This window comes from Brevundimonas sp. FV1ye29L (assembly GCF_058681095.1).
Map to the genome: position 1 here is coordinate 331895 of NZ_CM178730.1, position 25166 is coordinate 357060.

24 protein-coding genes are annotated in these 25166 nt (G+C 66.7%); 8 read left to right on the forward strand and 16 right to left on the reverse strand.

Annotated features, from left to right (window positions below; translation table 11 throughout):
- Nucleotides 1–244 precede the first annotated feature (244 nt).
- From ACW17W_RS01650 to ACW17W_RS01660, 3 genes are all read left to right on the forward strand, one after another.
- The gene (locus tag ACW17W_RS01650; RefSeq protein WP_492080357.1) at nt 245–1267 is read left to right on the forward strand and encodes a peptidylprolyl isomerase; all 1023 of its coding nucleotides are present in this window, start codon (nt 245–247) and stop codon (nt 1265–1267) included.
- The gene (argJ, locus tag ACW17W_RS01655) at nt 1264–2694 is read left to right on the forward strand and encodes a bifunctional glutamate N-acetyltransferase/amino-acid acetyltransferase ArgJ (protein WP_492078729.1); all 1431 of its coding nucleotides are present in this window, start codon (nt 1264–1266) and stop codon (nt 2692–2694) included. Before ACW17W_RS01650 ends, argJ begins: the two co-directional genes overlap by 4 nt.
- A gap of 154 nt (nt 2695–2848) precedes the next feature.
- Complete coding sequence (locus ACW17W_RS01660) at nt 2849–3112, forward strand: hypothetical protein (protein ID WP_492078731.1); 264 nt, start codon at nt 2849–2851, stop codon at nt 3110–3112.
- A gap of 31 nt (nt 3113–3143) precedes the next feature.
- On the opposite strand, the gene ACW17W_RS01665 is transcribed toward ACW17W_RS01660, so the two are convergent.
- From ACW17W_RS01665 to hslU, 4 genes are all read right to left on the reverse strand, one after another.
- Nucleotides 3144–4322, reverse strand: coding sequence for a carboxynorspermidine decarboxylase (locus ACW17W_RS01665; protein WP_492078733.1), 1179 nt, complete (start codon nt 4320–4322; stop codon nt 3144–3146).
- Nucleotides 4322–5527 carry a saccharopine dehydrogenase family protein gene (locus ACW17W_RS01670; protein WP_492078735.1) on the reverse strand — a complete coding sequence of 402 codons (1206 nt, stop codon included), beginning with the start codon at nt 5525–5527 and terminating at the stop codon, nt 4322–4324. The genes ACW17W_RS01665 and ACW17W_RS01670 overlap by 1 nt, the downstream gene beginning before the upstream one ends.
- Nucleotides 5528–5689: 162 nt before the next feature.
- Nucleotides 5690–6856 (reverse strand): dual-specificity RNA methyltransferase RlmN, encoded by a 1167-nt coding sequence (rlmN, locus tag ACW17W_RS01675; protein WP_492078737.1) that lies wholly within the window; start codon nt 6854–6856, stop codon nt 5690–5692.
- Nucleotides 6857–7067: 211 nt separating this feature from the next.
- A complete protein-coding gene (gene hslU, locus ACW17W_RS01680) occupies nt 7068–8366 on the reverse strand; it encodes an ATP-dependent protease ATPase subunit HslU (protein ID WP_492078739.1) in 1299 nt (432 codons plus the stop codon).
- Between the two features lie 179 nt (nt 8367–8545).
- Between hslU and ACW17W_RS01685 the strand changes: the two genes are divergently transcribed.
- Nucleotides 8546–9046, forward strand: coding sequence for a hypothetical protein (locus ACW17W_RS01685; RefSeq protein ID WP_492078741.1), 501 nt, complete (start codon nt 8546–8548; stop codon nt 9044–9046).
- Nucleotides 9047–9418: 372 nt separating this feature from the next.
- On the opposite strand, the gene ACW17W_RS01690 is transcribed toward ACW17W_RS01685, so the two are convergent.
- The 3 genes from ACW17W_RS01690 to trhA all read right to left on the reverse strand — a co-directional run bounded on the left by ACW17W_RS01690 (nt 9419) and on the right by trhA (nt 11333).
- Nucleotides 9419–9841, reverse strand: a complete 423-nt coding sequence (locus ACW17W_RS01690) for a hypothetical protein (protein WP_492078742.1) — start codon at nt 9839–9841, stop codon at nt 9419–9421.
- Entirely contained in the window at nt 9838–10533 is a 696-nt protein-coding gene (phaR, locus tag ACW17W_RS01695; RefSeq protein WP_492078744.1) for a polyhydroxyalkanoate synthesis repressor PhaR, read from the reverse strand. The genes ACW17W_RS01690 and phaR overlap by 4 nt, the downstream gene beginning before the upstream one ends.
- A 95-nt stretch (nt 10534–10628) precedes the next feature.
- Nucleotides 10629–11333: a PAQR family membrane homeostasis protein TrhA gene (gene trhA, locus ACW17W_RS01700; protein ID WP_492078746.1), complete on the reverse strand. Its 705-nt coding sequence runs from the start codon at nt 11331–11333 to the stop codon at nt 10629–10631.
- 237 nt (nt 11334–11570) lie between these two features.
- On the opposite strand from trhA, the gene ACW17W_RS01705 reads away from it, so the two are divergent.
- Together ACW17W_RS01705 and ACW17W_RS01710 are read left to right on the forward strand one after the other, a co-directional pair.
- Complete coding sequence (locus ACW17W_RS01705) at nt 11571–12752, forward strand: acetyl-CoA C-acetyltransferase (protein WP_492078748.1); 1182 nt, start codon at nt 11571–11573, stop codon at nt 12750–12752.
- Between the two features lie 155 nt (nt 12753–12907).
- Nucleotides 12908–14068 (forward strand): hypothetical protein, encoded by a 1161-nt coding sequence (locus ACW17W_RS01710; protein ID WP_492078750.1) that lies wholly within the window; start codon nt 12908–12910, stop codon nt 14066–14068.
- Between the two features lie 25 nt (nt 14069–14093).
- Here the strand turns inward: ACW17W_RS01710 and dapD are convergent, their stop codons facing one another.
- From dapD to argB, 3 genes are read right to left on the reverse strand one after another with little or no spacing between them, the layout of a single operon-like run.
- Nucleotides 14094–14951, reverse strand: coding sequence for a 2,3,4,5-tetrahydropyridine-2,6-dicarboxylate N-succinyltransferase (dapD, locus tag ACW17W_RS01715; RefSeq protein ID WP_492078752.1), 858 nt, complete (start codon nt 14949–14951; stop codon nt 14094–14096).
- 2 nt (nt 14952–14953) lie between these two features.
- The gene (locus ACW17W_RS01720) at nt 14954–15640 is read right to left on the reverse strand and encodes a pyrimidine 5'-nucleotidase (RefSeq protein ID WP_492078754.1); all 687 of its coding nucleotides are present in this window, start codon (nt 15638–15640) and stop codon (nt 14954–14956) included.
- Nucleotides 15637–16566 carry an acetylglutamate kinase gene (gene argB / locus ACW17W_RS01725; RefSeq protein WP_492080358.1) on the reverse strand — a complete coding sequence of 310 codons (930 nt, stop codon included), beginning with the start codon at nt 16564–16566 and terminating at the stop codon, nt 15637–15639. Before argB ends, ACW17W_RS01720 begins: the two co-directional genes overlap by 4 nt.
- Nucleotides 16567–16890: 324 nt before the next feature.
- Here argB and ACW17W_RS01730 point away from each other — a divergent pair, with 324 nt between their 5' ends.
- The gene (locus tag ACW17W_RS01730; protein ID WP_492078756.1) at nt 16891–18066 is read left to right on the forward strand and encodes an OmpA family protein; all 1176 of its coding nucleotides are present in this window, start codon (nt 16891–16893) and stop codon (nt 18064–18066) included.
- 226 nt (nt 18067–18292) lie between these two features.
- Here the strand turns inward: ACW17W_RS01730 and ACW17W_RS01735 are convergent, their stop codons facing one another.
- Complete coding sequence (locus ACW17W_RS01735; RefSeq protein WP_492078758.1) at nt 18293–18508, reverse strand: hypothetical protein; 216 nt, start codon at nt 18506–18508, stop codon at nt 18293–18295.
- A gap of 160 nt (nt 18509–18668) precedes the next feature.
- Nucleotides 18669–19343: a YiaD family glycine zipper/OmpA-like lipoprotein gene (locus ACW17W_RS01740; protein WP_492078760.1), complete on the reverse strand. Its 675-nt coding sequence runs from the start codon at nt 19341–19343 to the stop codon at nt 18669–18671.
- Nucleotides 19344–19563: 220 nt separating this feature from the next.
- On the opposite strand from ACW17W_RS01740, the gene ACW17W_RS01745 reads away from it, so the two are divergent.
- Entirely contained in the window at nt 19564–20475 is a 912-nt protein-coding gene (locus ACW17W_RS01745) for an isopenicillin N synthase family dioxygenase (protein ID WP_492080359.1), read from the forward strand.
- 35 nt (nt 20476–20510) lie between these two features.
- Here ACW17W_RS01745 and ACW17W_RS01750 read toward each other — a convergent pair whose 3' ends face one another.
- The 4 genes from ACW17W_RS01750 to ACW17W_RS01765 all read right to left on the reverse strand — a co-directional run bounded on the left by ACW17W_RS01750 (nt 20511) and on the right by ACW17W_RS01765 (nt 25142).
- On the reverse strand, nt 20511–22130 hold the full coding sequence (locus tag ACW17W_RS01750; protein WP_492078762.1) for a pilus assembly protein TadG-related protein: 1620 nt from the start codon (nt 22128–22130) through the stop codon (nt 20511–20513).
- A 148-nt stretch (nt 22131–22278) separates the two neighbouring features.
- Nucleotides 22279–24234: a M2 family metallopeptidase gene (locus ACW17W_RS01755; protein ID WP_492078764.1), complete on the reverse strand. Its 1956-nt coding sequence runs from the start codon at nt 24232–24234 to the stop codon at nt 22279–22281.
- 75 nt (nt 24235–24309) lie between these two features.
- Nucleotides 24310–25014 carry a monofunctional biosynthetic peptidoglycan transglycosylase gene (gene mtgA / locus ACW17W_RS01760; RefSeq protein WP_492078766.1) on the reverse strand — a complete coding sequence of 235 codons (705 nt, stop codon included), beginning with the start codon at nt 25012–25014 and terminating at the stop codon, nt 24310–24312.
- On the reverse strand, nt 25011–25142 hold the full coding sequence (locus ACW17W_RS01765; RefSeq protein WP_492078768.1) for a hypothetical protein: 132 nt from the start codon (nt 25140–25142) through the stop codon (nt 25011–25013). The genes mtgA and ACW17W_RS01765 overlap by 4 nt, the downstream gene beginning before the upstream one ends.
- Nucleotides 25143–25166 lie beyond the last annotated feature (24 nt).

Genomic DNA, 25166 nt, shown 5'->3' on the forward strand with positions numbered 1-25166 from the left:
ATCCGAAGGCGGTCGAGCGGGAGGGCTCTGGGCGTGGGGTCCGGCGTCTGGACCGGAGGGCGGCGTTTCACGCGCTGCAAAGGGGTTTCGCCGTCGAGCGGACCGGCGCGCCGCTCGGGCGCGCGCAGGGGCCGCGCAGACGGGTGAAAACCCCTCGACTTGAGCGCAGGCGGGACTTAAGCACCGACCCTATCCCTGTCAACGCGAGGGGTTTTTCCCGTGGGACGCGCGGAGGCTGCAATTGATCCCTGTCCGGACGTCCAGAACGCCCCGCCTCGCGCGCCTGATCCTGATCTGCGCCGTCGTGAGCCTGGCGGCCGCCTGTGGCGGGGACCGGACCAGCGACCGGCCGCCCGAGCCCGGAGACACGGCCGTAGCCCGGGTCCAGAACCAGACGGTCTGGGCCTCCGACGTCAAACGCGAGGCGGTCGCCCAGGGCCTGGTCGGCGAGGGCGAGCCGCTGGACGTCACCTCGGATCTGTTTCGCCGGGTGCTGGACGAGGTGATCGACCAGAAGCTGCTGGCGCGCGAGGCCGAGCGGCGTGGACTGGACAATTCGCCCCTGGCCCAGCGCCGGCTGCAGGCGACCAAGGAGCGGATTCTCGGCGACATGCTGGTCGAGAACGAGGTCAATGGCCGCATCAATGACCAGGCGGTGCAGACCCTCTATCAGGAGCAGCTGCGCCTCGCCCGCACGTCAGAGGAGATCCGCGTCCGGCTGATCCTGTCGCGCACCCGTCCCGAGGCCGATGCGGTCATCGGCATCCTGGCCCAGGGCGCTGGCTTCAGCGCCGTGGCTACGGAACGCTCGGTCGACGAGGCCACCCGTTTCTCGGGCGGCGACCTCGGCTATTCGACCCTGGACGTCATGCCCGAGACCTACGCCAACGCCCTGCGGGGCGCGGCGGCGGGATCGACCGTCGGCCCGTTCCAGACGGAGGGCGGCTGGGCCGTGCTGCGGGTCGAGGATCGGCGCAAGGAAAGCCCGCCGACCCTGGATCAGGCCCGCCCCCAGATCGTGCGCTACCTGACCTATGAAGGCGTGCGCCAGCTGCTGGAGCAACTCCGCGGCAAGGCCAGGGTCGACGTCCTCCTGTCGGAAGAGGGCGTCGCCCGTCCGCAGGAGCCCGCCTCGGCGGCGCCCGTCGCCCCGGTCCCGACGACTTCGGCCCCGTCCCCGGCCCCGTCTCCGGCCCCGGCACAGACCCCTGCGCAGACCGGAACACGGGCGGCGCCCGGTCAAACCTCTCCAGGTCCGACATCATGAGCAAGACGCCCGACAGCCCCTCCGGCAAACCCGCGGCCCGCCCCTCGGCCGGACAGTCGATCGAGCGCGCCTTCGAAAAGACCGCCGCCGTCATCAAGGGCTCGATCCAGGCGGCGACCGCGCCGGTCGCGGCGCCCCGCCCCGCCCCGCCTCCCGCCACGCCCGGCAAGCCGGGGCTCAAGATTTCCCCCCTGGCCGTGCCCTTCCCGACCATTCCACCCATCGGCGGGGTGGAGATCGCCACGGCCCGGGCCGGCTTCTACAAGCACGAGCGCGATGATCTTGTGGTGTTCCGCTTCGCCCGCGGCACGACCTGCGCCGGGGTCCTGACCCGGCACAAGATCGGCTCGGCCCCCGTGGACTGGTGCCGCCGTCACCTTGACGCCGGGGACGGCGGCAAGGACGTGCGGGCCCTGGTCGTCAATGCCGGCTGCGCCAATGCCTTCACCGGCAAGGCCGGGGCCGACGCGGCCCGCCGCACGGCGTCCGAGGTCGCCAAACGTTTCGGCTGCCGCCAGCGTGACGTCATGCTGGCCTCTACGGGGGTGATCGGCGTGGTGCTGGACGACCGCAAGATCGCCGGCCAGCTGTCCGCCATCGAGGCCTCGCTGGACGCCGACATTCCCCCGACCGAACAGTGGGCCGCCGCCGGGCGCGGCATCATGACCACCGACACCTTCCCCAAGGGCTCGTATGCCGAATGCGAGATCGACGGCGAGAGGGTTCGCATCGCCGGCATCGCCAAGGGGTCGGGGATGATCGCCCCGGACATGGCCACCATGCTGGCCTTCATCGTCACCGACGCCTCCATCCACCCCAGCGTGCTGCGCGCCCTGCTCGGCGTCCACGTCCGGTCGACCTTCAACTCGGTGACCGTCGATGGCGACACCTCGACCAATGACACCTGCCTGTTGTTCGCCACGGGCGCCTCGACCGCCCCGCGCATCGGTCGGGTCGGCGACCGACGGCTGAAGGGGTTCTCGGCGGCCCTGGACAGGGTCATGCTGGATCTGGCCCATCAGCTGGTCCGCGACGGCGAGGGGGCGACGAAGTTCGTGCGCGTCACCGTCAACGGCGCCGCCAGCCCCGCCTCGGCCCGCAAACTGGCCAAGTCGATCGCCGACAGCCCCCTGGTGAAAACCGCCATCGCCGGTCAGGACGCCAACTGGGGCCGGGTCGTCATGGCCGTCGGCAAGACCGAGGAGCCGGTCGATCGCGACCGTCTCGCCATCTGGTTCGGCCCGCATGAAGCCGCCATAGACGGCGCCCCGTCCCCGACCTACGACGAGGCGAAGATGACCGCCTATATGAAGAAGCCCGAGATCGACATCACCGTCGATGTCGGCTCCGGCCGCGCCTCGGCCACCGTCTGGACCTGCGATCTGACCAAGGGCTACATCGAGATCAACGGGGACTATCGGTCGTGAGGAGCCGCCGGGCATGGTGAAATCACCGGCCCGGCTCGCACGCCAGATTATCGCCCGGCCTTCAATAGCGAGACAGGAACCCCTGCGACACGCTATATTCATCCGGTAACGGGCCGATCCGTAGTGATCGACGACGTCTCGGGAGACGTGATCCATGTCGGCGGTGATGGCTTCATCTACTGAAAGCAGTACAGTTCACGTCCGCCTGCTGGACGAAGGAACCGACGTCTGGCGCCCGGTGAAGGCGGAACGTCTGGGCGAAACCACCTACCGTCTCGCCGACGAGCCCGTCCCGGTCGATGAGGCGTGGAGTTTTCAACCCGGCGATATTGTGGTGGTCGAGCACCGCCAGGGCGGCGGCGAAGACCAACCTTTGATCGCCGTCGCGCGCGCCATGGATTTCGACGAACGATCCTGAGCCTCCCGCCGCAGGGCGGGCTGATCGCAGCTCAGGACAGCCGGTCCCGGAATTCCGTCCAGTTGAATTCCTTCACGAGCCTCAGATCATCTGTCTCGCTGTTCCACAGCACGATGGCCGGCAGGGGAACGCCGTTGAAGGTATTGGTCTTGACCATCGAATAGTGGGCCTGGTCGAGGAAGGCGAGGCGCGTGCCCGGCGCCGGGCGTTCAACGAAGACATAGTCGCCGATGATGTCCCCGGCCAGGCAGGAGGGTCCGCCCAGACGCACGGTCACGCCCGCCTCGGCCTCGTTCAGCATGGCCGGCCGATAGGGGGCCTCGATGACATCCGGCATATGGCAGGTCGCCGACAGGTCGGTGATGGCGACCGGCAGGCCATTGTCGATGACATCCAGCACCTCGCCGACCAGAATCCCGGCGTCGAGGGCGATGGCCTCGCCGGGTTCCAGATAGAGCTGTACGCCGTGGCGCTGTGTCACCTCGCGCAGGAAGCCGATCAGGGCCTCGATGTCATAGTCGGCCCGGGTGACGTGGTGGCCGCCGCCCAGATTGACCCATTTCAGCGAACCCAGCGCCTGCTCGATCCGTGGTTCCAGCGAGGCCCAGATCCGCTGCAGCGGCGCGAACCCCTGTTCGCACAGGGCGTGGATATGCAGGCCGTCGACACCGTCCAGATGCTCCGACCTGAGCTGCGACACCGGGAAGCCCAGACGCGAACCCCGCTGGCAGGGGTCGTATTTGGCGACCTCGGCTTCGGAATGCTCCGGGTTCAGCCGCAGCCCGATATCGAAGGTCTCGCCCTCTGCCCGCGCCGCCGCGATCACATCGGCGAAGCGGGCGATCTGGTCTGGCGAGTTAAAGATGACATGGTCGGACAGCCGCAGGATTTCGGGCAGGTCTGCGGCCTTGTAGGCCGGCGAATAGGTGGTCAGTTCGCCGGAATAGAATTCACGCGCCAGCCGCGCCTCCCACAGTCCCGAGGCGCAGACTCCGTCCAGATACGCCCCGACGACATCGGCCAGCGACCACATGGAGAAGGCTTTCAGCGCCAGCAGCACCCGGGCCCCGCCCCGTTCGCCGACATCCTTCAGGACCGCGAGATTGCGCCGCACCGCCGCCTCGTCCACGACGAAGGCCGGCGAGGGGACGCGGTTCAGGTCAAACCGGGAAAAGGCGCCGGGATCGCCCGCCTGGGTTTGCATGGCCATCAGAAGTCGAGCGGGGCGTTCAGGTCCTGAACCTTCCACGGCAGGCCGTGGGCATTCAGCATGTCCATGAACGGGTCGGGGTCCAGCTGCTCCATGTTGAACACGCCCGCGCCCTGCCACCGGCCGGTCAGCATCAGGGCCGCGCCGATCATGGCGGGCACGCCGGTGGTGTAGCTGACGGCCTGGTTGCCGGTCTCGGCATAGGCCTCTTCGTGGTCGCAGATGTTGTTGACGTAGACGGTCTTCCGGACGCCGTCCTTCAGGCCGGTCGCGATCGTGCCAATGTTGGTCTTGCCCCTGGTCAGGGGACCGAGGGACGATGGTTCTGGCAGAAGGGCCTTCAGGAACTCGATCGGGATGACCTCGCGGCCCTGGAACATCATCGGCTCGATCGAGGTCATGCCGATATTCTCCAGCACTTCCAGGTGCTTGAGATAGGAGTCGCCGAAGGTCATCCAGAAGCGGATGCGATTGATTTCCGGATAGAATTTGGCCAGCGACTCCAGTTCCTCATGATACATGAGGTACATGTTCTTCTGACCTACGCCTTCAAAGTCGAAGACCTGTTTGCGGCTCAGGGCCGGGCCCTCGATCCACTGGCCGTTTTCCCAGTGACGCGACGGGGCGGTCACTTCCCGCAGATTGATCTCGGGGTTGAAGTTGGTCGCGAACGGCAGGCCGGTGTCGCCGCCGTTGCAGTCCAGGATGTCGAGCGTCTCGATCGAATCCAGCAGGTGCTTCTTCGTGTATGTCGTGAAGACCGAGGTCACGCCGGGGTCGAAGCCCGAGCCCAGCAGGGCCATCAGACCGGCGTCCCGGAAGCGGTCCTGATAGGCCCACTGCCACCTGTATTCAAACTTCGCTTCCTCGCGCGGCTCATAGTTGGCCGTGTCCATATAATTCACCCCGGCCGCCAGACACGCGTCCATGATGTTCAGGTCCTGATAGGGCAGGGCCAGATTGACCACGAGGGCGGGCCGGACCGCGCGGATCAGGGCCGTGGTCGCCGCCACGTCGTCGGCGTCGATGGCCGCCGTCTCGATGAGGACGCCTGTGCGGTCCTTCACCGAGGCGGCGATGGCGTCGCACTTGGACTTCGTGCGCGACGCCAGGGTGATATGCGAAAAGATGTCGGCGTTCATCGCCATCTTGTGGACCGCAACGGACCCGACGCCGCCGGCGCCGATAACCAGAACCCTGCTCATTTCACGCACTCCTGAAGACTGGAAACGCCCGGCGACGACGCCGCCCACCCGAAGGGCGCGGCTCTTAGCACGGCGGCATCGGTTTCCGTAACCGCCGTTAGCGACAAACCTTTGTCCCTGCAGACGATGAAGGTGCAAATTCGACGCCGAAAGGACAGGGAATCACGCCGCCTCGACCGTCGTCTGTTCCGCCTTCCTGAGCGCGCTCGCCCGGACCTTTTCGCTTTCCGACTTCAGCTGGCCGCAGGCGGCCAGGATATCCCGGCCGCGCGGAGTCCGGATCGGGCTGGCATAGCCGGCCTTGTTCAGGATGGCGGCGAAGACCTCGATCGTCTTCCAGTCCGAGCACTGATAGTCCGTGCCGGGCCAGGGGTTGAAGGGGATCAGGTTCACCTTGGCCGGGATGCCCTCGATCATTTTCACGAGGGCGCGGGCCTCGGCCGGGCTGTCGTTGACGCCCTTCAGCATGACGTATTCGAAGGTCACCCGCCGCGCGTTGGACAGGCCCGGATAGGCGCGGATGCCGGCCATCAGGGTCTCGAGATCATACTTCTTGTTCAGCGGCACCAGGACGTCGCGCAGCGGGTCGTTGGTGGCGTGCAGGCTGATCGCCAGCATGGCGGCGGTGCGGTTCCCCAGCTCGTCCAGTTGGGGCACGACGCCACTGGTCGAGACCGTGATCCGGCGGCGTGACAGGGCGATGCCCTCATTGTCGGAGATGATGTCGATGGCGTCGGACACCGCGTCCAGATTGTAGAGCGGCTCGCCCATGCCCATGAAGACGATGTTGGAGAGGCGACGGTCCTCTTTCGGGGACGGCCATTCCTCCAGATCGTCGCGCGCCACCTGGACCTGGGCCACGATCTCGGCGGCGGTCAGGTTGCGGACCAGCTTCTGGGTGCCGGTGTGGCAGAAGGTGCAGTTCAGGGTGCAGCCGACCTGGGACGAGACGCACAATGCGCCCGCACGGCCGACATCGGGGATATAGACTGCCTCGATCTCGATTCCGGGCGCCGTGCGGATCAGATATTTGCGCGTGCCGTCCTTGGACACCTGGCGCTCGACGATCTCGGGGCGGGCCAGGGTGAAGGTCTCGGCCAGTTTCGCCCGGACGTCCTTGCCGATATCGCTCATCAGGGCGAAGTCGGTGACGCCATAATGATGGATCCAGCGCCACACCTGCGACGCCCGCATCTTCGCCTTTTCCGGCGGGCAGATCTCGGCCGCGAGCAGGGCCTCGCGCAGACCCGTGCGCGTCAGACCACTGAGGTTGACGGGGGCTGCGGCGACGGAGGCGCTGGCGCGCGAGAGGTCGAGCGTGATGCTCAAGGGCGGAGATCCTGAAAGGAGGAAAGCGGGCTTCTAGCACAAAACCCTCTCCCGGCGGGAGAGGGCTTGAGCGCACGGCGGCGAAGCCGACGTTCTGGCGCGAAAGGGTGAGGGGCCGGGCGCTGATCGGTGAGGGCCGCCCCTCACCCTTTCGGCTGGCGCATCGCTGCGCTCTGCGAGCCTCAAGCCCTCTCCCGCCGGGAGAGGGAAATCACAATATATACCGGCTGAGGTCCGCGTTCTTCGCCAGATCGCCGACCTTCTCGCGCACCTGTTCGGCGTCGAAGGTCAGGGTCTGGCCGCCGAGGTCGGAGGCCTTGAAGGAGGTCTCCTCCAGCACCCGTTCGATGACGGTGACCAGACGCCGGGCGCCGATGTTCTCGACTGCGCCATTGGCCGCCACCGCCGCATCGGCCATGGCCCCGACCGCCTCGTCGGTGAAGACCAGGGTCACGTCCTCGGTGGCCAGAAGGGCCTGGTTCTGGCGGATCAGATTGGCCTCGGGCTCGGTCAGGATGCGCACGAAGTCGTCGCGCGTCAGGGCCTTCAGCTCGACGCGGATCGGCAGCCGGCCCTGGAGCTCGGGCAGCAGGTCGCTCGGTTTGGCGACATGGAAGGCGCCCGAGGCGATGAACAGCACATGGTCGGTCTTCACCGGTCCGTATTTGGTCGAGACGGTGGTGCCCTCGATCAGGGGCAACAGGTCGCGCTGTACGCCCTCGCGGCTGACATCCGCGCCGCCCTTGTCCTGACGGCCGGCCACCTTGTCGATCTCGTCGAGGAAGACGATTCCCTCCTGTTCGGCCAGGGTCACGGCCTCGCGGGTCAGACTGTCCTGATCCAGCAGCTTGTCGCCCTCCTCGGCGATCAGGGGCGTCCAGGCGTCCTTTACCGACAGGCGCACCGATTTCGTGCGCCCGCCGCCCATCTTGCCCAGCATTTCGGTCAGGTTGATCATGCCGACATTGCCGCCCGGCAGATCCAGCCCGGGCAGGGCGGGGCCGGCGTCGGCCAGTTGCAGCTCGACCTCCTTGTCGTCCATCTCTCCCGCACGCAGCTTCTTGCGGAAACTGTCGCGGGTCGCGGCATGGGCGCCCGGCCCGACCAGCCCGTCCAGAATACGGTCCTCGGCGGCCTGTTCCGCCCTGGCGCGGACGCCCGTGCGCTTCTGCTCGCGCACCATGATGATCGCCGCCTCGACCAGGTCGCGCATGATCTGGTCGACGTCGCGGCCGACATAGCCGACCTCGGTGAATTTGGTCGCCTCGACCTTGAGGAAGGGCGAGCCGGCCAATTTGGCCAGCCGCCGGGCGATCTCGGTCTTGCCGACGCCCGTCGGGCCGATCATCAGGATGTTCTTGGGCGTCACCTCGTCGCGCAGGTCGGCCGGGACGCGCTTGCGACGCCAACGGTTGCGCAGGGCCACGGCCACGGCGCGTTTGGCGTCATGCTGACCGACAATATAGCGGTCGAGTTCGGAGACGATTTCGCGGGGGGACAGATCGGTCATGGCGTTCAGATGGGTTTTGCCCCTTACCTCCGAAACCCCCAAATCCGAAACGATGGTCAGTTTCCGGCTGCCAAATCATCAAACTCTGCGCGACGCATCAACAATGAAATCTCAAATTAACCTTATTGACCGAACGCTGCTTTCCAGCCGAACATCTCGAATCGTTCAGGGGGTTGAAAATGGCTATAGATCCGCCAGCAAATCCGATTGATCTGTCGAATCTCTTATCTGGAGCTTTAGGCGCGATAATCGGGGGGCCGATCGGTGCAGGAGTTCAGGCCGCGCTTTCCAATTACCAAGAAGGCTCGAAAAACAAAAAACGCAAAACTGCTGTAAGAAAAGCGCTTTCGTTTGAGTGCAAGCGTTTGTCAACAACGGTCGAGCGCACCCTTTCTGATGTTGTCGTTGCCGCCGCCGCAAAAAGCGCTCTTACTTTGGCGGGATCTTTTCCTATAACCGAGCCTGCTGTGTTTAGCGGATTCGACACCATTGATGCTCTTGATGAAACTGAGCTTAAATCATTGGCCCTTCTGCGTGAAAATATTGCAGCACTTAACCGTCTAGCGGAGTCAATAATCGCTGCAGGGCTTCCTATCACTCCCGACGATGTTCAGGCCTTGTCAGAAAATTGCACGTTTATATTCGAGCGTGCTGTGACTATAGAAACGTTGGCTGGCTGACTGGGCAGGATATGAATTTTCTTGAAACTAATAAAAAAGATGCTTGCGTCCATTTTTCCGATGCGCAGTTTCGATCCTACGCGGCAATTTATAGAGGGCAGTTGGAGGCGCGAATTCCACGCAACCAACTTGCGAGAAAACGCGCTGAAATTGACCAACTTATCGACGAACTCTGGGCGCTTCGGGCGAAGCTTAGACCCGGTAGTGCGCCAAGGTAGAGAGTGGCTATAGGAGTGCAAAAAATATGATCGCGACAACCGCGATGTCTAGTGCTCGGAAGCAATGGCTTGTCAGTTGGGACATGAATAACCTGTGGGCTAAGGTTGCTGCGTCAATTGGGCAAGCAATCTTTGTGCCACATAGATAGCAGCCTCAGATCTCGGTCGTCTTCTTCGCCCCGGCGGGGGGGCGGCGGTCCTTTTCGCCGGTGAATTCGGCGTTCAGATAGGTGGATCGGGCGGCGTCCAGAACGGGGGCGCCGCCGCGAAGCCCGCGCTTCTGGCCGTCCTGCCCCATAATCTGTGCGGCGAAGGCGGCCTCGGCCGCCGCGGGTCGGGAAGGAGACTGTGGCGGGGCCGGATCGTGGGTGATGCGGTCTCCGACCGGAACCAGCTCGCGACCGGTCGAGGGTTCGTCCCCGGCCGATTTCGATTTGCGCCGGGAGGGCGAGCGTCGGTCGGCCTTGCGCCGGTCGACGGCGCGGCGCTCCGCCTCCAGCGCATCGCGGGCGTCGGGCACGGACGGGGCGACGCCGGCCCGGCCGGCAGCGCCCACGGGACCGACAGGGTCGCTCACGTCCCGGAACCCCTGTCCGTTCCCGGGTTGGCCAGCTGGTCGATCCGGGCCCGCATCTCCTCCATCTGGGCGCGCATTTCGCCCAGGGGATCGGCGGCGGGAGCGGCAGATGTCGCCGGCTCGGGCGCGGGATCGGCGCCGGCCGCGCCATAGCCGAACGCCGGGAACATCTTCAGGGCCCTTTCAAACATGGCCATGTTCTGTTTGACGGCCTCCTCCATGAAGCCGGCGCCCAGGGCGCCCCCCAGTCCGGCGCCCAGACCCGTTCCCAGTCCGGCGGCCGGCGTCGCACCGAAGGCGCGCGTCATCTGGCTGCGGAACTCCTCCTGCTGGCGCGAGAAGCTCTCGAGCGACATTTCAAGATAGCCGGGCAGCACGCCCTGCATCTGGCCGCCGTAGAAGCCGATCAACTGGCGAAGAAACTGGACGGGCAGCAGGGCCTCGCCCCGGCTCTCTTCCTCGAAGATGATCTGGGTCAGGATCTGACGGGTCAGCTCTTCATTGGTGCGGGCGTCGAAGACGACGAACTCGGTCCCCTCGCGCACCATCCGCGCCAGATCCTCAAGCGTGACATAGGCGCTGGTCGAGGTGTTGTAGAGGCGCCGGTTGGCGTATTTCTTGATGACGACGACCTCGCCGGGCTTCGCCTTGCCGCCGCTGGTTGCGGTGTTCTGCGGATGGTCGTCGGCCAAGACGGTAGCTCCCTCGGTTTTCGTCAGTATTCCGCACTGCGGCGAAGCGCGCCAGAGCCTTGTTGCGTCCGCGTCGCCCGCCCGACCGGACGACCTCAGGCCGCCGCCGGGATCAACACCACCCCGAACAGGATCGCGGCCCAGTGCAGGCACGCGCCCGCCACGACAAAGCCGTGCCAGATCGCGCGGCGGAACCGGAGCGACGGCCGGATGAAGACAAACACGCCCGAGGTATAGATCAGTCCGCCGGTCACCAGCAGGGTCAGGGCCAGGGGGTGGACGGTATCCAGCATCGGCTTGAGCGCCACCACCGCCAGCCAGCCGAACAGGGCGTAGACCGCGCTCCAGAAGCGGTCCGACAGGCGCGGCGCCACCATCTTGGCGGCCACCCCGGCCAGGGCGATGGCCCAGACCCCGGCCGTGAAGCCGACCGACCACACGCCCTCGAACCTCTGGGTGGTGAAGGGCGTATAGGAGCCGGCGATCATCAGGAAGATGGCCGCCTCGTCCATGCGGCGCAGAACCGGCCGGGCCGGCGACGGGCGGGTGCAGTTGTAGACCGTCGAACAGGCCAGCATGGCGATCAGACAGACGGCATAGACCGCCGTGGCCGCCGCCGCCTCGACGCCGCCGTGGACGGCGGCCAGTACGGCCAGCACGATCCCGCCCGCCGCGGCCAGCGACAGGCCGGTCAGGTGGACCCACAGATCCGCCAGCCGTTCCGCGCGGGTCTGGTAATGTTCGACCATGTCCAGCGCGTCCGGCGTGCGCACGTGGGCGAAGAGTGTCTTGAGACGCATGGGCGCGCATCCTCCCGAGCGGGCAGGCGGCGCCGAATGCGCCGGTCCGCCCTGTTCCAACCATCAACCCAGCGACGACGTGCTGTCGTTCGTTCCCGCCAGTTCAACTCAGGGTGATGAGAATTCGGTGAATCCTTTCGCGCCGGGCGATCTGCGCCTAAGGATGCGGCCGAAATACCACGCTCCCCGCCTGCATCCAGTTCACGCGTCCGTCTTCGCCAGCATCGAGTTTCTCCCATGAGCCAGACCGAGGTCGTTATCGTCTCCGCCGCCCGCACCCCGGTCGGCTCCTTCATGGGCGCCCTGTCCAGCCTGCCCGCCGCCAAACTGGGCGAGATCGCCATCAGGGCGGCGCTGGAGCGGGCCGAGGTCGCCCCGGCCGACGTCGATGAAGTGATCCTCGGCCATGTGCTCCAGGCCGCCGCCGGACAGGGCCCGGCCCGCCAGGCGTCAATGGGCGCCGGCCTGCCGAAGGAAACCCCGGCCTGGAGCCTGAACCAGATCTGCGGTTCGGGCCTGCGCGCCGTGGCCCTCGGCTATCAGCAGATCGCCCTGGGCGATGCGAAGATGATCGTCGCCGGCGGTCAGGAATCCATGAGCCTGGCCCCCCACGCCGCCCACCTGAGGAACGGCCAGAAGATGGGCGACCTGGCCTTCACCGACACCATGATCAGGGACGGGCTGTGGGACGCCTTCAACGGCTATCACATGGGTCAAACGGCCGAGAACATCGCCGACCAGAACCAGATCAGCCGCGAGGACCAGGACCGGTTCGCCGTCGCCAGCCAGAACAAGGCCGAGGCGGCCCAGAAGGCGGGCAAATTCGTCGACGAGATCGTCCCGGTGACCATCCCGACCCGCAAGGGCGATGTCGTCGTCGATCAGGACGAATACATCCGTCATGGCGCAACCCTGGAGGCCATGGAGAAGCTCAAGCCGGCCTTCGTGAAGACGGGTTCGGTCACCGCCGCCAACGCCTCGGGCCTGAATGACGGCGCCGCCGCCCTGGTGCTGATGTCGGCGGATGAGGCGAAGGCGCGCGGGCTGGAGCCGCTGGCGCGTATCGTGTCCTGGGCCACGGCCGGCGTGGATCCGTCGATCATGGGCACGGGCCCTATCCCCGCCTCGAAAAAGGCGCTGGAGAAGGCCGGCTGGACCGTCGCCGATCTGGATCTGGTCGAGTCCAACGAGGCCTTCGCCGCCCAGTCCCTGTGCGTGCTCAAGGAGCTCGGCCTCGACCCGGCGAAGGTGAACGTCAACGGCGGCGCCATCGCCATCGGCCATCCCATCGGCGCCTCGGGCGCCCGCATCCTGACCACCCTGCTGCACGAGATGAAGCGGTCCGGCGCGAAGAGGGGCCTCGCCACCCTCTGCATCGGCGGCGGGATGGGCGTGGCGATGTGTGTGGAGCGGCCATAGGCCTCCAGCCCAAGGCGCTCATCGCGCGCGGAGATGTCGCGTAACGATGGTGTACAAGACCACCTTAAGTGTTAACACTGCTTCCCGGTGAAGAGGGGAGCGTCTTGAAGCATCTGATCGCGTGCGGCCTTGCCGTAGCCCTTGGCGGAACGCTGATGACTGTGCCGGCTAACGCCGGGACTGCGGTCGTCTGTGACACAGCCGCCGGAGATACCAACTGGCTGCGCCGTTTCGACGATGGGACTCTGGGGCCGAGGGAGTGCGCCTTGCGGGCGCTCGCTGAGGACGAACTGTCTTCGTCCACGACTTTGGACGGAGTGCGGGCCAATGTGGCCGACCTGTCGTACTTCTATGAAAGGCGGGCGCGGCGTCAGCAGATCATCGTCGACACGGAGGCCGGTCTGGTGTTCGTGGGGGCCCTCGGATCGGCGCTGGCCACCGGCGCGGGCACGACGTCACAGAGAGTCTGGGCCTACGCCACCTTCGCCCCCGCCGTTGCCAGCCAGATCCACGCCAATGAACCCACTCGCGATCTGTTTCACGGCGGGGCGCAGGCTCTGGCGCTGATGAGCCGGCGGTATGTGCTGCTTGGTGAGTTGAACGACGCGTTGGCGGCGCGAACGACGGACTGCGCCTCCACCCGCCGAACGGCGGTCGAGGGACTGCTGACTGCTATTCGCGGCAAGACCGCCGGAAGTGATCGCGATGCGTTTGAGCGCGAGGCGGAGCGGCTCCTGGCCCTTTGCGACACGCTGGGACTCGCGAAGTCGCAGACCGAGACCTATAAGTCCGCCTTGGATTTCGCGGTGGACAGACAGGCACGTCAGTTCGCGCGTGAGGTCCTGGCTCTGGATCACGATATTCTCAAGCGTGATCGTGACCTTCGGTATTCGCCGGTGGAGACCATCGGGGCCATCATTGCGTCCCCTCTGAGGACGTTGGACAGCGTCCTTACGGGAGAAAACGCCCAGGCCGCCCTCAACACCATCAAGACGGCGCAGGCCTTTTCAGGCCTGGACCAGAAACTGGGACCCGTGAGGCTGCCTCCGGCTCCGGCGACGGTTGCAAAGCCGGTCGCCATGTCCGGCGAGGTCAGGGAGCGGGCGCGACGGGTGGACGCCGCACTGCTGGGGACGTTCGACAACGAATTGGCGACCCTGCAGGGACTGGTGGAGAACCAGTCCTACACGGCGAGCCTGATTCAGGAGGTCGCCGCAGCCGCATCGGCGACAGAACTGGTCTTCGGCGTCGACGCAGCGACGGGGCGGATTGTCATCCGCCTGTCGCCGCCTGCAGCCGAGACACCCGCCATCTAGCCCCGGGACGATTGCGGCCTGATCCTTAGTCCCTCAGCAGCTCATTCACCCCCGTCTTCGCCCGCGTCTGGGCGTCGACGCGTTTGACGATCACGGCGCAGTACAGCGACGGGCCGCCGTTCGGGTCAGGCAGGGCGCCTGGCACCACGACGCTGTAGGCCGGCACCTCGCCGCGGAACACCTCGCCGGTCGCCCGGTCGACGATCTTCGTCGAGCCCGACAGATAGACGCCCATGGCCAGCACCGCGCCCTCGCGGACGATAACCCCCTCGGCCACCTCGGCGCGGGCGCCGATGAAACAGCCGTCCTCGATGATGGTGGGATTGGCCTGCAGCGGCTCCAGCACCCCGCCGATGCCGGCGCCGCCCGACAGATGGACGTTCCTGCCGATCTGGGCGCAGGAGCCGACCGTGGCCCAGGCGTCGACCATGGAGCCTTCATCGACATAGGCGCCGATGTTCACGAATGAGGGCATCAGGACGACGTTCTTCGCCACATAGGCGCCCTGTCGCACGATCGCGCCGGGGACGGAGCGGAAGCCGGCCGTCTGATAGTCGGCCGCCGTCCAGTCGCCGAACTTGTTGGGCGCCTTGTCCCACCAGGGCCCGACCCCTGGCGCATGGCTGGTCGGCCCCCGATCCCCGGCCCGCATGATCTGGTTGTCGTTCAGGCGGAACGACAGCAGCACCGCCTTCTTCAGCCACTGATGCGTGGTCCAGACCCCGTCCTCGCCGCGCGAGGCGACGCGCGCCTGGCCGGAGTCCAGCAGGGCCAGCGCCGTCTCCACCGCATGGCGGACATCGCCGTGGGTCGAGGCCAAGACATGGGCCCGATCCTCCCAGGCGGTTTCGATGACGGATTCCAGATGCGACAGGTCGGTCATGGTCAGGTCTCCGGCGGATAGAGGTCAGTCAGGAAGTCGAGCAGATCAGGGGCGCGCAGATCGACATGATCGCCGATCGGCCGGCCGCGGCCGTCGCCGATCAGCACCGTCGCCATGCCCAGGGCCCTGGCCGGCTCCAGGTTCTTCGGCGTGTCCTCGAAGAAGGCGGCCCTGTGCGGGTCGATGTCAAAGCGGCCCAGCATCCGGCGGAAGGTCGCGGGCGCCGGCTTTGGCACGAGATCGGCGTCCTCAATGGCGAAGACACCCTCGAAACAGTCGGTAATGCCGATCCGCTCCAGCACGCGACTGGCATGATAGCGGGCGCCGTTGGTGAAGACGAAACAGCGACCGGGCAGCCGTTTCAGCACCGCCGCCAGCCGGGGATTGGGCTCCAGCCCGTCCAGCGGCACATCATGCACCTCGTGCAGGAATTTCGCCGGATCGATCGCATAGTTGGCCATCAACCCGGCCAGGCTGGTGCCGTATTCGTGCAGGAACGACTTCTGCAGCACCATCGCCTCGTCGGGCGGCAGGCCGACCGCGTCGACCACAAAGGCGTTGATCCGCGCCTGCACCAGCCCCAGCACATCCTGCTCGGGCGGATACAGGGTGTCGTCCATGTCGAACACCCAGTTGCGGACATGGGCGAGAGCGTCCGCGACGCCGGACTCGGTCCGGGTCAAACTCACCTGGCCTTCACCAGGGTGCCGGCGCCGAATTCGGTGAACAACTCCACCAGCATGGCGTGCGACCGCCGGCCGTCCAGGATCACCACGGCCTCGACACCGTCGCGGACCGCGGCCATGGCCGTCTCCAGCTTGGGGATCATGCCGCCGGTCGCAACGCCGTCCTCGATCAATTTCGCCGCCTCGGCCACGGTCATCTGACGGATGATCTCGCCGTTCGCGCCCTTCACTCCGGGCACGTCGGTCAGGAGCAGCATCCGCTTGGCCTTCAAGGATCCGGCCAGGGCGCCGGCGACCGTGTCGGCATTGACGTTGAAGGTCTGGCCGTCTTCGGTCACGCCGATCGGGGCGATCACCGGCACCCAGTCCTCGGTCTCGGAGGCGATCAGTCCTGCGATCAGCTTGGGATCCACCCGGGTCGGTTCGCCGACGAAGCCCAGATCGACCTCATGCTCCAGCATACTGTCGGGGTCGCGGCGGGTGCGTTTGGTCCGGGCGACGGTCAGCAGGCCGGCGTCCTTGCCCGACAGGCCGACGCCGCGGACATCCGCCTCCTTGCCGGCCATGGTGATCCAGTGGGCGATCTCCTTGTTGACCGCGCCGGACAGGACCATCTCGGCGACCGCCATGGTGTCGGCGTCGGTGACGCGCAGGCCGTCGACGAAGTTCGACTTCACCCCGGCCTTGTCCAGCATGGCGCTGATCTGTGGGCCGCCGCCGTGCACCACGACCGGATTGACGCCCATCAGTTTCAACAGGACGACATCGGCGGCGAACTGGCGCGCCACGGCGGTTTCGCCCATGGCGTGGCCGCCGTATTTGATGACCACGGTCTCGCGGTCATAAACCTGTATATAGGGCAGGGCCTCGGCGAGCGTCTTCGCCGTCTCCCAGCTGCGTTCCTCGGACTGGCGTTCTGTCTCTTCCATCACGGGCGGGCTGATAGCGGCGATGCTGGTCCCTGTCACGGCGAAACCGACCGCTTTGGCCCTGTGAGGACGCGGTCTGCGGCGGCCGGCGGCTGAGCGTAAACGTCCGGGCGCGGATGAGCGACCGCGACGTCGCGCATTCCTCCACCATCCCGTACTGGCGTTCGCCCATTTTCTCGTGTAGCTTCAACGCCACGGTCGTCAGAAAACCGGTTGAGGCCGAGGCGGTTTGTGCCTCGACCCGTCCCGGCTTCACTGTTAGGAGGACCGTGAGGCGGTGAGACCGCCGCATCTTCATTTTCGCTTGCGGAGGGCTCACTACCCATGCGTATCAAGACTTTCATCATGACTTCCGGGGCGGCTGTTGCGCTCGCCCTGTCCGCTGGCGCGGCCTCGGCCGAGCCCGACGGCTGGTACGGCGCGGTCGACGCCGGCTATCACAACAAGACCGGCGCCATTAACGCCGAGTCGCAACTGACCGGCAACAACTGGAACTTCGGCATCAACGACAGCTGGGCGGCGTTCGCCCGTCTGGGCTACCGGTTCAACCCGAACTGGCGCGTTGAGCTTGAGGGCGGCTACCGTGGCGGCGACGTCTCGCGCGTGCGCGCCGTCACCGGCAACAACGGCGTCTGCAACATCAGCCCCGCCGTCGGTCCCTGTGTCTCGCCCGAAGGCGACATCACCTCGACGACCCTGATGGCCAATGTCATCTATGACTTCGGCACCGAGTTCTGGGGCCTGCGTCCGTTCGTCGGCCTCGGCGCCGGTGTGAACCGCGTCAACACCGACCTGATCGGCGCCCTGCGCAACAACCGCAACGTCGGCTTCGCCGTCGATGACAGCTCCACCAGCTTCGCCGCCCAGGCGATCGCCGGCGTGGCCTGGGCCATCGGCGACCGCGCCAATGTCGACCTGACCTACCGCTATCTGACGGGCGACGCCTCGTTCAACTCCTTCGCCGGCGTGGCGTCCTACAACCAGGGCGAGTTCGAGGGCGACTACGACCACAGCCACACCGTGACCCTGGGCCTGCGCTACGCCTTCGGCGCCGAGCCGGTCGCTCCCCCGCCGCCGCCGCCGCCGGTCATGGCGCCGCCCCCGCCGCCGATGCCGGCTCCCATGCCGCCGCGCCCGGTGACCCCGCCGCCGGTCCAGAAGCCGGCCGCCCGTCAGTTCGTGGTCTATTTCGACTGGGATCGCTCCAACCTCACGGCTGAAGCCCAGTCGATCATCAACCAGGCCGCCGCCTACGCCCGCACCGGTCAACCGACCCGCGTCCTGGTCGTCGGCCACGCCGACACCTCCGGTTCGGCCGCCTATAACGTCGGCCTGTCCAACCGCCGCGCCCGCACCACCGCTGACGCCCTCGTGGCCCAGGGCGTCGCCGGCGGCGTGATCTCGCTGGACGGCAAGGGCGAAACCGACCTGGCCCGCGCCACCGCCGACGGCGTGCGCGAGCCGCTCAACCGTCGCGCCACCATCGACATCAACTTCTGATCCTGAAGGGGGAGCCTCACGGCTCCCCCGACAGCCTGATGCCGATACGTCCTTCCGCCGGCCCTGCTCACCGCAGGGCCGGCGGTTTGCTGTCGGGAGTGGGAAGAGCGGATTCCGTTTGACCTAGCGGCTGGACGATCTCTCCCCTTCACGCACCGCGCCCAACGGCGCGGTTTGAGCCGGAAACGATTCGCGCGGGCCAGACAGACGGCTCAGCGCGCCGCCTCTACCGCCCTGCGCGCTCGGCAGGCCATCCGACGACCAAGGCCGGGCCGCGGGTGGGGACAAGGGACGGTTCGACCACCGTGGACGGCGCGGACGGGCGGGCGGACACCCATCCGGACCCCGCTCCGATGACGACGGTCGCGGTCAGGACAGCCGAGGCCAGGGCGATGGCCGCCAGGCCCAGCCCGCGCAGGAAATCGCGCTCCTCGCCGTCCATATGCCGCTCCGCCCCGGTCAGGCGGTCAGTTCTGCATGACGTCGCGCAATCCGCAACCCGGGGCTTGTCCGGAACAGAAAAACGGCGCGCCTTCTGCGAAAGCGCGCCGATTCTGATCTCTCTGGTCCGGGCCGCTGGCCCGTCTAGAGGGGGCCTGTCCTCAGCCCGTGAAGGGCCGAATCACGATCTCGACCCTGCGATTCTGGGCCCGACCGGCCGGCGTGTCGTTGGGCGCGACCGGACTGCGGGAGCTGGCGCCCGCCACATAGAGCCGTTCCCGCTGAACGCCGTTGCGGATCAGGGCGTCCGCCACCGAAATGGCCCGGCGCTCCGACAGCGGCTGGTTGATGACGTCGCCGCCGCTGGAGTCGGTGTGGCCGACGATATCGACGAGCGACTGGTCATACTGGCCCAGCACGCGCGCCACATCTGCGAGAGTGCCGTCGAAGCGCGGCTCGATGTTCGACTGGTTGGTGGCGAAGGTGACATCCGACGGCATGCGCAGGACGAGCGTATCGCCCTGGCGGGCCACACCAACCCCCGAGCCACTGAGTTCAGCCTCCATCGCGCGTTGCTGACGATCCATATACTGGCCCACCGCCGCGCCGCCGAGGGCGCCAACGCCAGCCCCGATCAGGGCGTTCTTGCGGCCCTGTTCGCCGTTGGAGGTGTTCGTCAGATAGCCGAGAACGGCGCCGCCCAGGGCGCCGGCGAGGGCTCCGGTCGCGGTATTGTTGCGACGGGGCGCGGAGCTGTAGGGGTCCACCGTGGTGCAGGCCGTCGCGCCGAGCAGGGCGGCGACGCTGGTACCGATGACGAAAATGTTGGCGCGCATGGGTTCGATCCTTGGAATGCGTTCGTTCCGGAGTGCAGAAACGTGGGCCCATTGTGAAGGTTCCCGTATGACGCCCCGATGAACAGGCGCCGGTTCAGGACGCCGATCTGCCAATTTCGGGGATTTGGGCGTATCCAGGCTCCAGATCGATGATGTGCAAGGCCTGACCGTGACCGACAACCTGCTCCCCTCCGCCGTTCGCGGCGTCCAACCCGTATCCATGTCGCGCTATGACGTCGACTTCCAGGGATTCAGCGACGACCTTGGCGCCTCCTTCAGACAATACGGCTTCGCCGTCATCGCCGACCATGGGCTGGACGAAGCCGTGATCGACGCCGCAATTTCCGACGCCAGGGCCCTCTTCGCCCTGCCGGAAGAGACAAAGCGCGCCTACCATCGTCCGGGAACGGGCGGGGCGCGGGGTCTGACGCCCTTCGGGGTCGAGGCGGCCAAGGGCGCACAGGCCGTCGACCTGAAGGAGTTCTGGCACGTCGGCCGCGAGCTGCCCGAGGCCCATCCCTATCGCCGGTACATGCGTGACAACCTGTGGCCGACCGAGATCGAGGGTTTCCGGCCACACCTCTATGGCATGTTCGAGGCTCTCGATGCCCTGGGCCGACGGATCCTGCGGGCCATCGCGCGGTATCTGAACCTTGGCGACGACTATTTCGACGACAAGGTCGAGATGGGCAACTCCATCCTGCGCATGCTGCACTATCCTCCGGTCCCCGCCGATGCCCCGGGGGTGCGGGCGGGGGCGCACGAAGACATCAATGTCATCACCCTCCTGCTCGGCGCCGAGGAGGCCGGGCTCCAGCTCCGGGACGCGGACGGCCAATGGCTGGACATCGCGCCGCCGCCGGGGGCGCTGGTGGTCAATATCGGCGACATGCTGCAACGTCTGACCAACCACGTCCTGCCGTCGACGACGCATCGGGTGGTCAATCCGGCGCCAGAGCGTCGCGGCTTCGCCCGCTACTCGACGCCCTTCTTCCTGCACTTCAACCCGGATTTCGTGATCGAGACCCTGCCGTCCACGATCACGCCCGACAATCCCGATCGGTACGCCGGCCGCGCCATCCAGGCCGAGGACTTCCTGACCGAGCGGCTGAAGGAAATCCGGCTGCTCTGACGCCGCCCTCCGTCCGGCCCCCCGCCGATGTCGCCCTAGCGGCTGATCCTGAGCCGGGTGATGTCGCGGCCGATGGCCTGGAAGGCGCTCAGCAGTTCCGTCCCGCTGTTGGCGAGGAAGGCCTTGCCGGGCGACGAGGCGCAACTGGTCATCAGGGTCGCTGCGGCGCTGTCAGCCGCCACCGAGAAGCCGACGGTATAGACAATGACGCCGCGGGCCTTCATCGCCGCGCACAACTGCTGGGCCTGGGCCGCGGAGGCGCCGTTGGTCGCCGCCAGATTGATCTTGTTGGCGTTGCCGCCCGAACCGTTCAGGGCGTCGCCGGCGATGACCCCGTCCCGATACGGCGTGTTGAAGTCGCCGTCGGTCATCAGCACCACGGCCTTCATGGTTTCGGTCGGCGCATAGGGATTGGCCGCAGAGGCTCCGGGCCACAGACTGTTGAAGTCCGGCGCCAGCGTATACCAGCCCCAGGCCGTGCCGATATGGCCGGCGGTCGAACCCACGGCGGTCAGACCGTCGACGAGGTTCTTCAAGGTGGTGCGGTTGCTTGTCAGGGGCTGGATCGTGGGCGCGAGACAGTTGTTGCCGGTCTCGTTCATCGGATAGTTCAGGCCGACGGGGGCCGACGTCGGCGAGGCGTCCGTATAGGCCTGGGCGCCCGTGCGCTCGGTGACGCAGGTGCTGATGCGCTGCACCGAGGCGCCGCCGTCCATATTGGTGAAGGCCTTGTATTCACAGCCGGTCGCCGTGCAGTAGGCCGTGCCGCCGGAGCTGTAGGATCCGGTGACCGAACCGGTCTTGAAGGTGAAGGTATTGGTCGTGCGGGCTGTGATGGTCCAGGCGGTGTTCACCGGGCTGTTCAGGGCGCCGTTCATCCCGTTCAGCCCATTGATCACGACCCGTTCGCCCACGGCGTATCCGTGTCCATGGGCGGTGATGACAATCGTGCAGGTCGTTACCCCCCAGGACTTTGAGCAGCTTCGCGTGGCGCGGGTGATGGCCTTGCCGCCGGCGATCGCGCCGCGTGCGTTGACCGCCTGGGCGCCCAGGTTCACGCCCATCGAATAGGGGACGATCGCCATGCGGGAGGTGTAGGGCGACTGCTGGTCCTTGACGACGATATCGACCAGGCTCTTGGCGGCGGACTGCAGGTCGGCCAGATCGCCGTCGTCCATCGAGCCGGTCACGTCCAGCACCATCGACACTTCCAGATTCTTCGACGACCGGTTGACCTCGGAGTGGGCCGAGACGGGCACATAGTCATTCAGCAGCCGGCCATAGGGCGGGAGCACGATGCCGGCGACCAGGGTCTTGACGTTAACGGTGGCGTCGCTGACCACCACCTGATCCTCGTTCAACGAGAATGTGGCGCTGTTCAGGGTGATTTCCGGATAGGCCTGAAGGTTCGCACGGAGCACGCGCGTCCCCAGTTCAGTCAGGTCGGCATCCGTCGTGTGGGAGGATCGCGCAGCGGAGAGGGCGGCCGAGTCCAGCGCGTCCTGCAGGTTCGTCCGTACGGTGGCGGCGCGATTGATGTCGACCCCGCCCATGGTGATCATGACCAGGACCGGCAGGGTCAGGGCGAAGATCATCGCCACATTTCCCCGCGTCTCGGCGCCGAATACGCGCGCATGCGCAACCAGTCGCGCCACGCCGCTCCGCATCCAGTTTCGATCCCGCATAGACCACCCAAAAACGCCAAGGGCGGGCCAGAATGCCCGCAGCAGGCCTCTGTTCTAGAGGCAAGCGGTTAAGCGAAGGTCCAAGGGGCATGGTTAAGCCCCGGTTGACGCATCGACCTCAGCCGGCAGACCAGCCGCAGGGTTTGCCGCGGTTCTGCTCCGTCAGCCAGGCGTCCAGGGGCGCGAAATAGTCGGCGACGGCCGAGGCGTCATTGCCGCTCTCGCCGGTGAAGGCCTGCATGGCCTCAGGCCAGGGCCGGGACTGGCCCATCTCCAGCATGGCGTTGAAGCGCGCGCCGACCTCGGTGTTTCCGTAGACCGAGCACCGGTGCAGGGGGCCGGTCCAGCCCGCCTGTTTGCAGGCCGCGCGCTGAAACTGGAACTGGTAGATATGGGCGAGGAAATAGCGGGTGTAGGGCGTGTTTCCCGGGACATGGTATTTGGCTCCGGGGTCGAAGGCCCCGGCCGGCCGCGGTCCGGGCGGGACCAGACCCTGATAGTTCAGCATGTCGGCCGTCCAGGCGGCGTTGTACTGGTCCGGGGCGGTTTTGCCGCTGAACACATCCCAGCGCCAGCGATCGACCATCAGGCCAAAGGGCAGGAAGGCGATCTTGTCCAGCGCCATCTTGAGCAGGAACGGGATGTCCTCGGCCTCGCCCGGTACGGACTTCAGCAGGCCGATCTGGTTCAGATACGTCGGCGTCAGGGCCGACAGGCCGACGAAGTCGCCGATCGCCTCGTGGAAGCCGTCGTTGGCCCCGTTGCGGAACAGGATCGGCTGGGCCTTGTAGGCCCGCTGATAGACATTGTGCCCCAGTTCGTGGTGCACGGTGTAGAAGTCGTCGCCGTTCACCTGGGTGCACATCTTGATGCGGATGTCGTCCAGATTGTCGATGTCCCAGGCCGAGGCGTGGCAAACGACCTCGCGGTCGCGCGGACGGGTGATCTGCGACCGTTCCCAGAAGGTCTCGGGCAGGGGGGCGATACCGAGGGAGGTGTAGAAGCCCTCTCCGGTCTTCACCATCCGGGTGGCGTCATATCCGGCCGTGGTCAGGAGGTCGGTCAGGTCGTAGCTGGACGTCCCGCCGGTCCTGGGCGCCACAACGTCATAGATATTGCCCCACTGCTGGGACCACATATTGCCCAGCAGGTCGGCGCGGATCGGGCCGGTCGCGGGCTGGACCGCGTCGCCGTATGCCTCGTTCAGCCGGGCGCGGACGTAGCAGTGCAGGTTCTCGTAGAAGGGCTTCACCTGGGCCCACAGCCGGTCCGTCTCGGCGGCGAAGGCGCCCGGCGCCATGTCATAGCCTGACCGCCACAGGGCGCCGGTGTCGGCGAAACCCAGGTCGCGGCTGCCCTCGTTGGCGATCTCGACCATGCGGGCGTAGTCGCCCTTCATCACCGGAGATATGGTTCGCCAGCCCTCATAGAGGGCCCGGGTCTCGGCCGGATCCCGGCTTCCGGCGATCAGGATACTGGCCTCGTCCAGGGTGATCGTCCTGCCCTTGAACTCGAACTTGCCGGTGGCATAGGTCGAGTCCAGCCGGGTGGTGATGTCGGCCAGCTCGGTCGCGGCGCCCGCACGCGTCGGGGCCGGCAGGACGATCGCCAGCTTCAGCAGGTTCAGCTTGCGCCGCACGTCGTCGGGGACCTCGACCTCATTGAAGGCGGCGGCCTGGTTGGCCAGCCGGACCTGGGTCTCGGTGAACTCGGCGTTGACCTTCGATTCCAGCCACATGGTGTCAAAGGTGATGTTGGTGGCCCGCGTCCACTGGATGCGGGCGGCCCGCTCCAGAAGTTCGGTCATGGTGGTCTCGGCCGACGCGATGAAGGCGGCGGCGTCTTCGGCCGTCAGGGCGGCGCCCGATGCGCGGGTTCGCAGCGCATCTGCCGTGAAGGGGCCGGCCTGATATCGGGCGGGAGGCGGGGCGCCCGTCGGCGCATAGGCGGCTCCGGCCGACGCATCAGCAGACCCGCCTGTCGACCGCGTGTCGAAGTATCCATTCCCCAGGCAGCCGGTCAGGGACAGGCCGAGTGCCCAGACGGCGACGGCGGACAACAGATGACGCTTCATGGGAATGCTCCGGACAGGGAGGCATGGGAGGTCAGGCGGCAGCTTGCGTCAAGCGCCGCCGTTCGGTGGATGCCCTCAGCCGACGACGCAGCTGGCCAGGCCGTCATTCCTGACGATACGGGCGTTGGCCTGGACCCGGGCGGCGCGACGGCGGACGTAGGGGCCGGGCGGGGCGGCCTTGTAGCGGCGCGGGCTGGGCAGGATGGCGATGAGCCGGGCCGCCTGTTGCGGGGTCAGGTCGCGGGCGGAGACGCCGAACCAGTGGCGCGCCCCGGCCTCGGCGCCGTAGACGCCCGGCCCCATCTCGGCGACGTTGAGATAGACTTCCATGATCCGGCGTTTGGACCAGACGGTCTCGATCAGGACGGTATAGCCGGCCTCCAGCCCCTTTCTCAGCCAGCTGCGGCCCGGCCAGAGGAAGACATTCTTGGCGGTCTGCTGGCTGATGGTCGATCCGCCGCGCAGGCGTCCGCCGCCGTCGTTGTGATCCAGCGCCTTCTGGATCGCTTCCATGTCGAAGCCGCTGTGGGAACAGAAGCGCGCGTCCTCCGAGGCGATGGCCGCATGGACGAGGTTGGGCGACATGTCGTTCAGCCCACGCCACCGGTAGTCGAGCCCGTCCCCGGCGGCGGCCCGTTGAAGCATCAGGATGGTCACGGGCGGCGGGATTACCGCGTGGATCAGCACCCCTGCGGGCGGGATCAGAGCCACGATCAACAGCAGCCACAGCAGGGGCCGCCAACGCCGGGCCTTGCCGGGCGTCCTGGGAGAGGCGGTCAATGGGGGGCGTTCACGTTCCACAGGAAGATCACGACGAAGCTGGCGGCGGGAACGACCAATAGGATCGCCGCCATCAGACATCCATAGCCGACGTTCCCGCCCGGCGAGTCATTGCGATATTTGCCCATGCGCCCGGCGCGCTCCCGTAAACG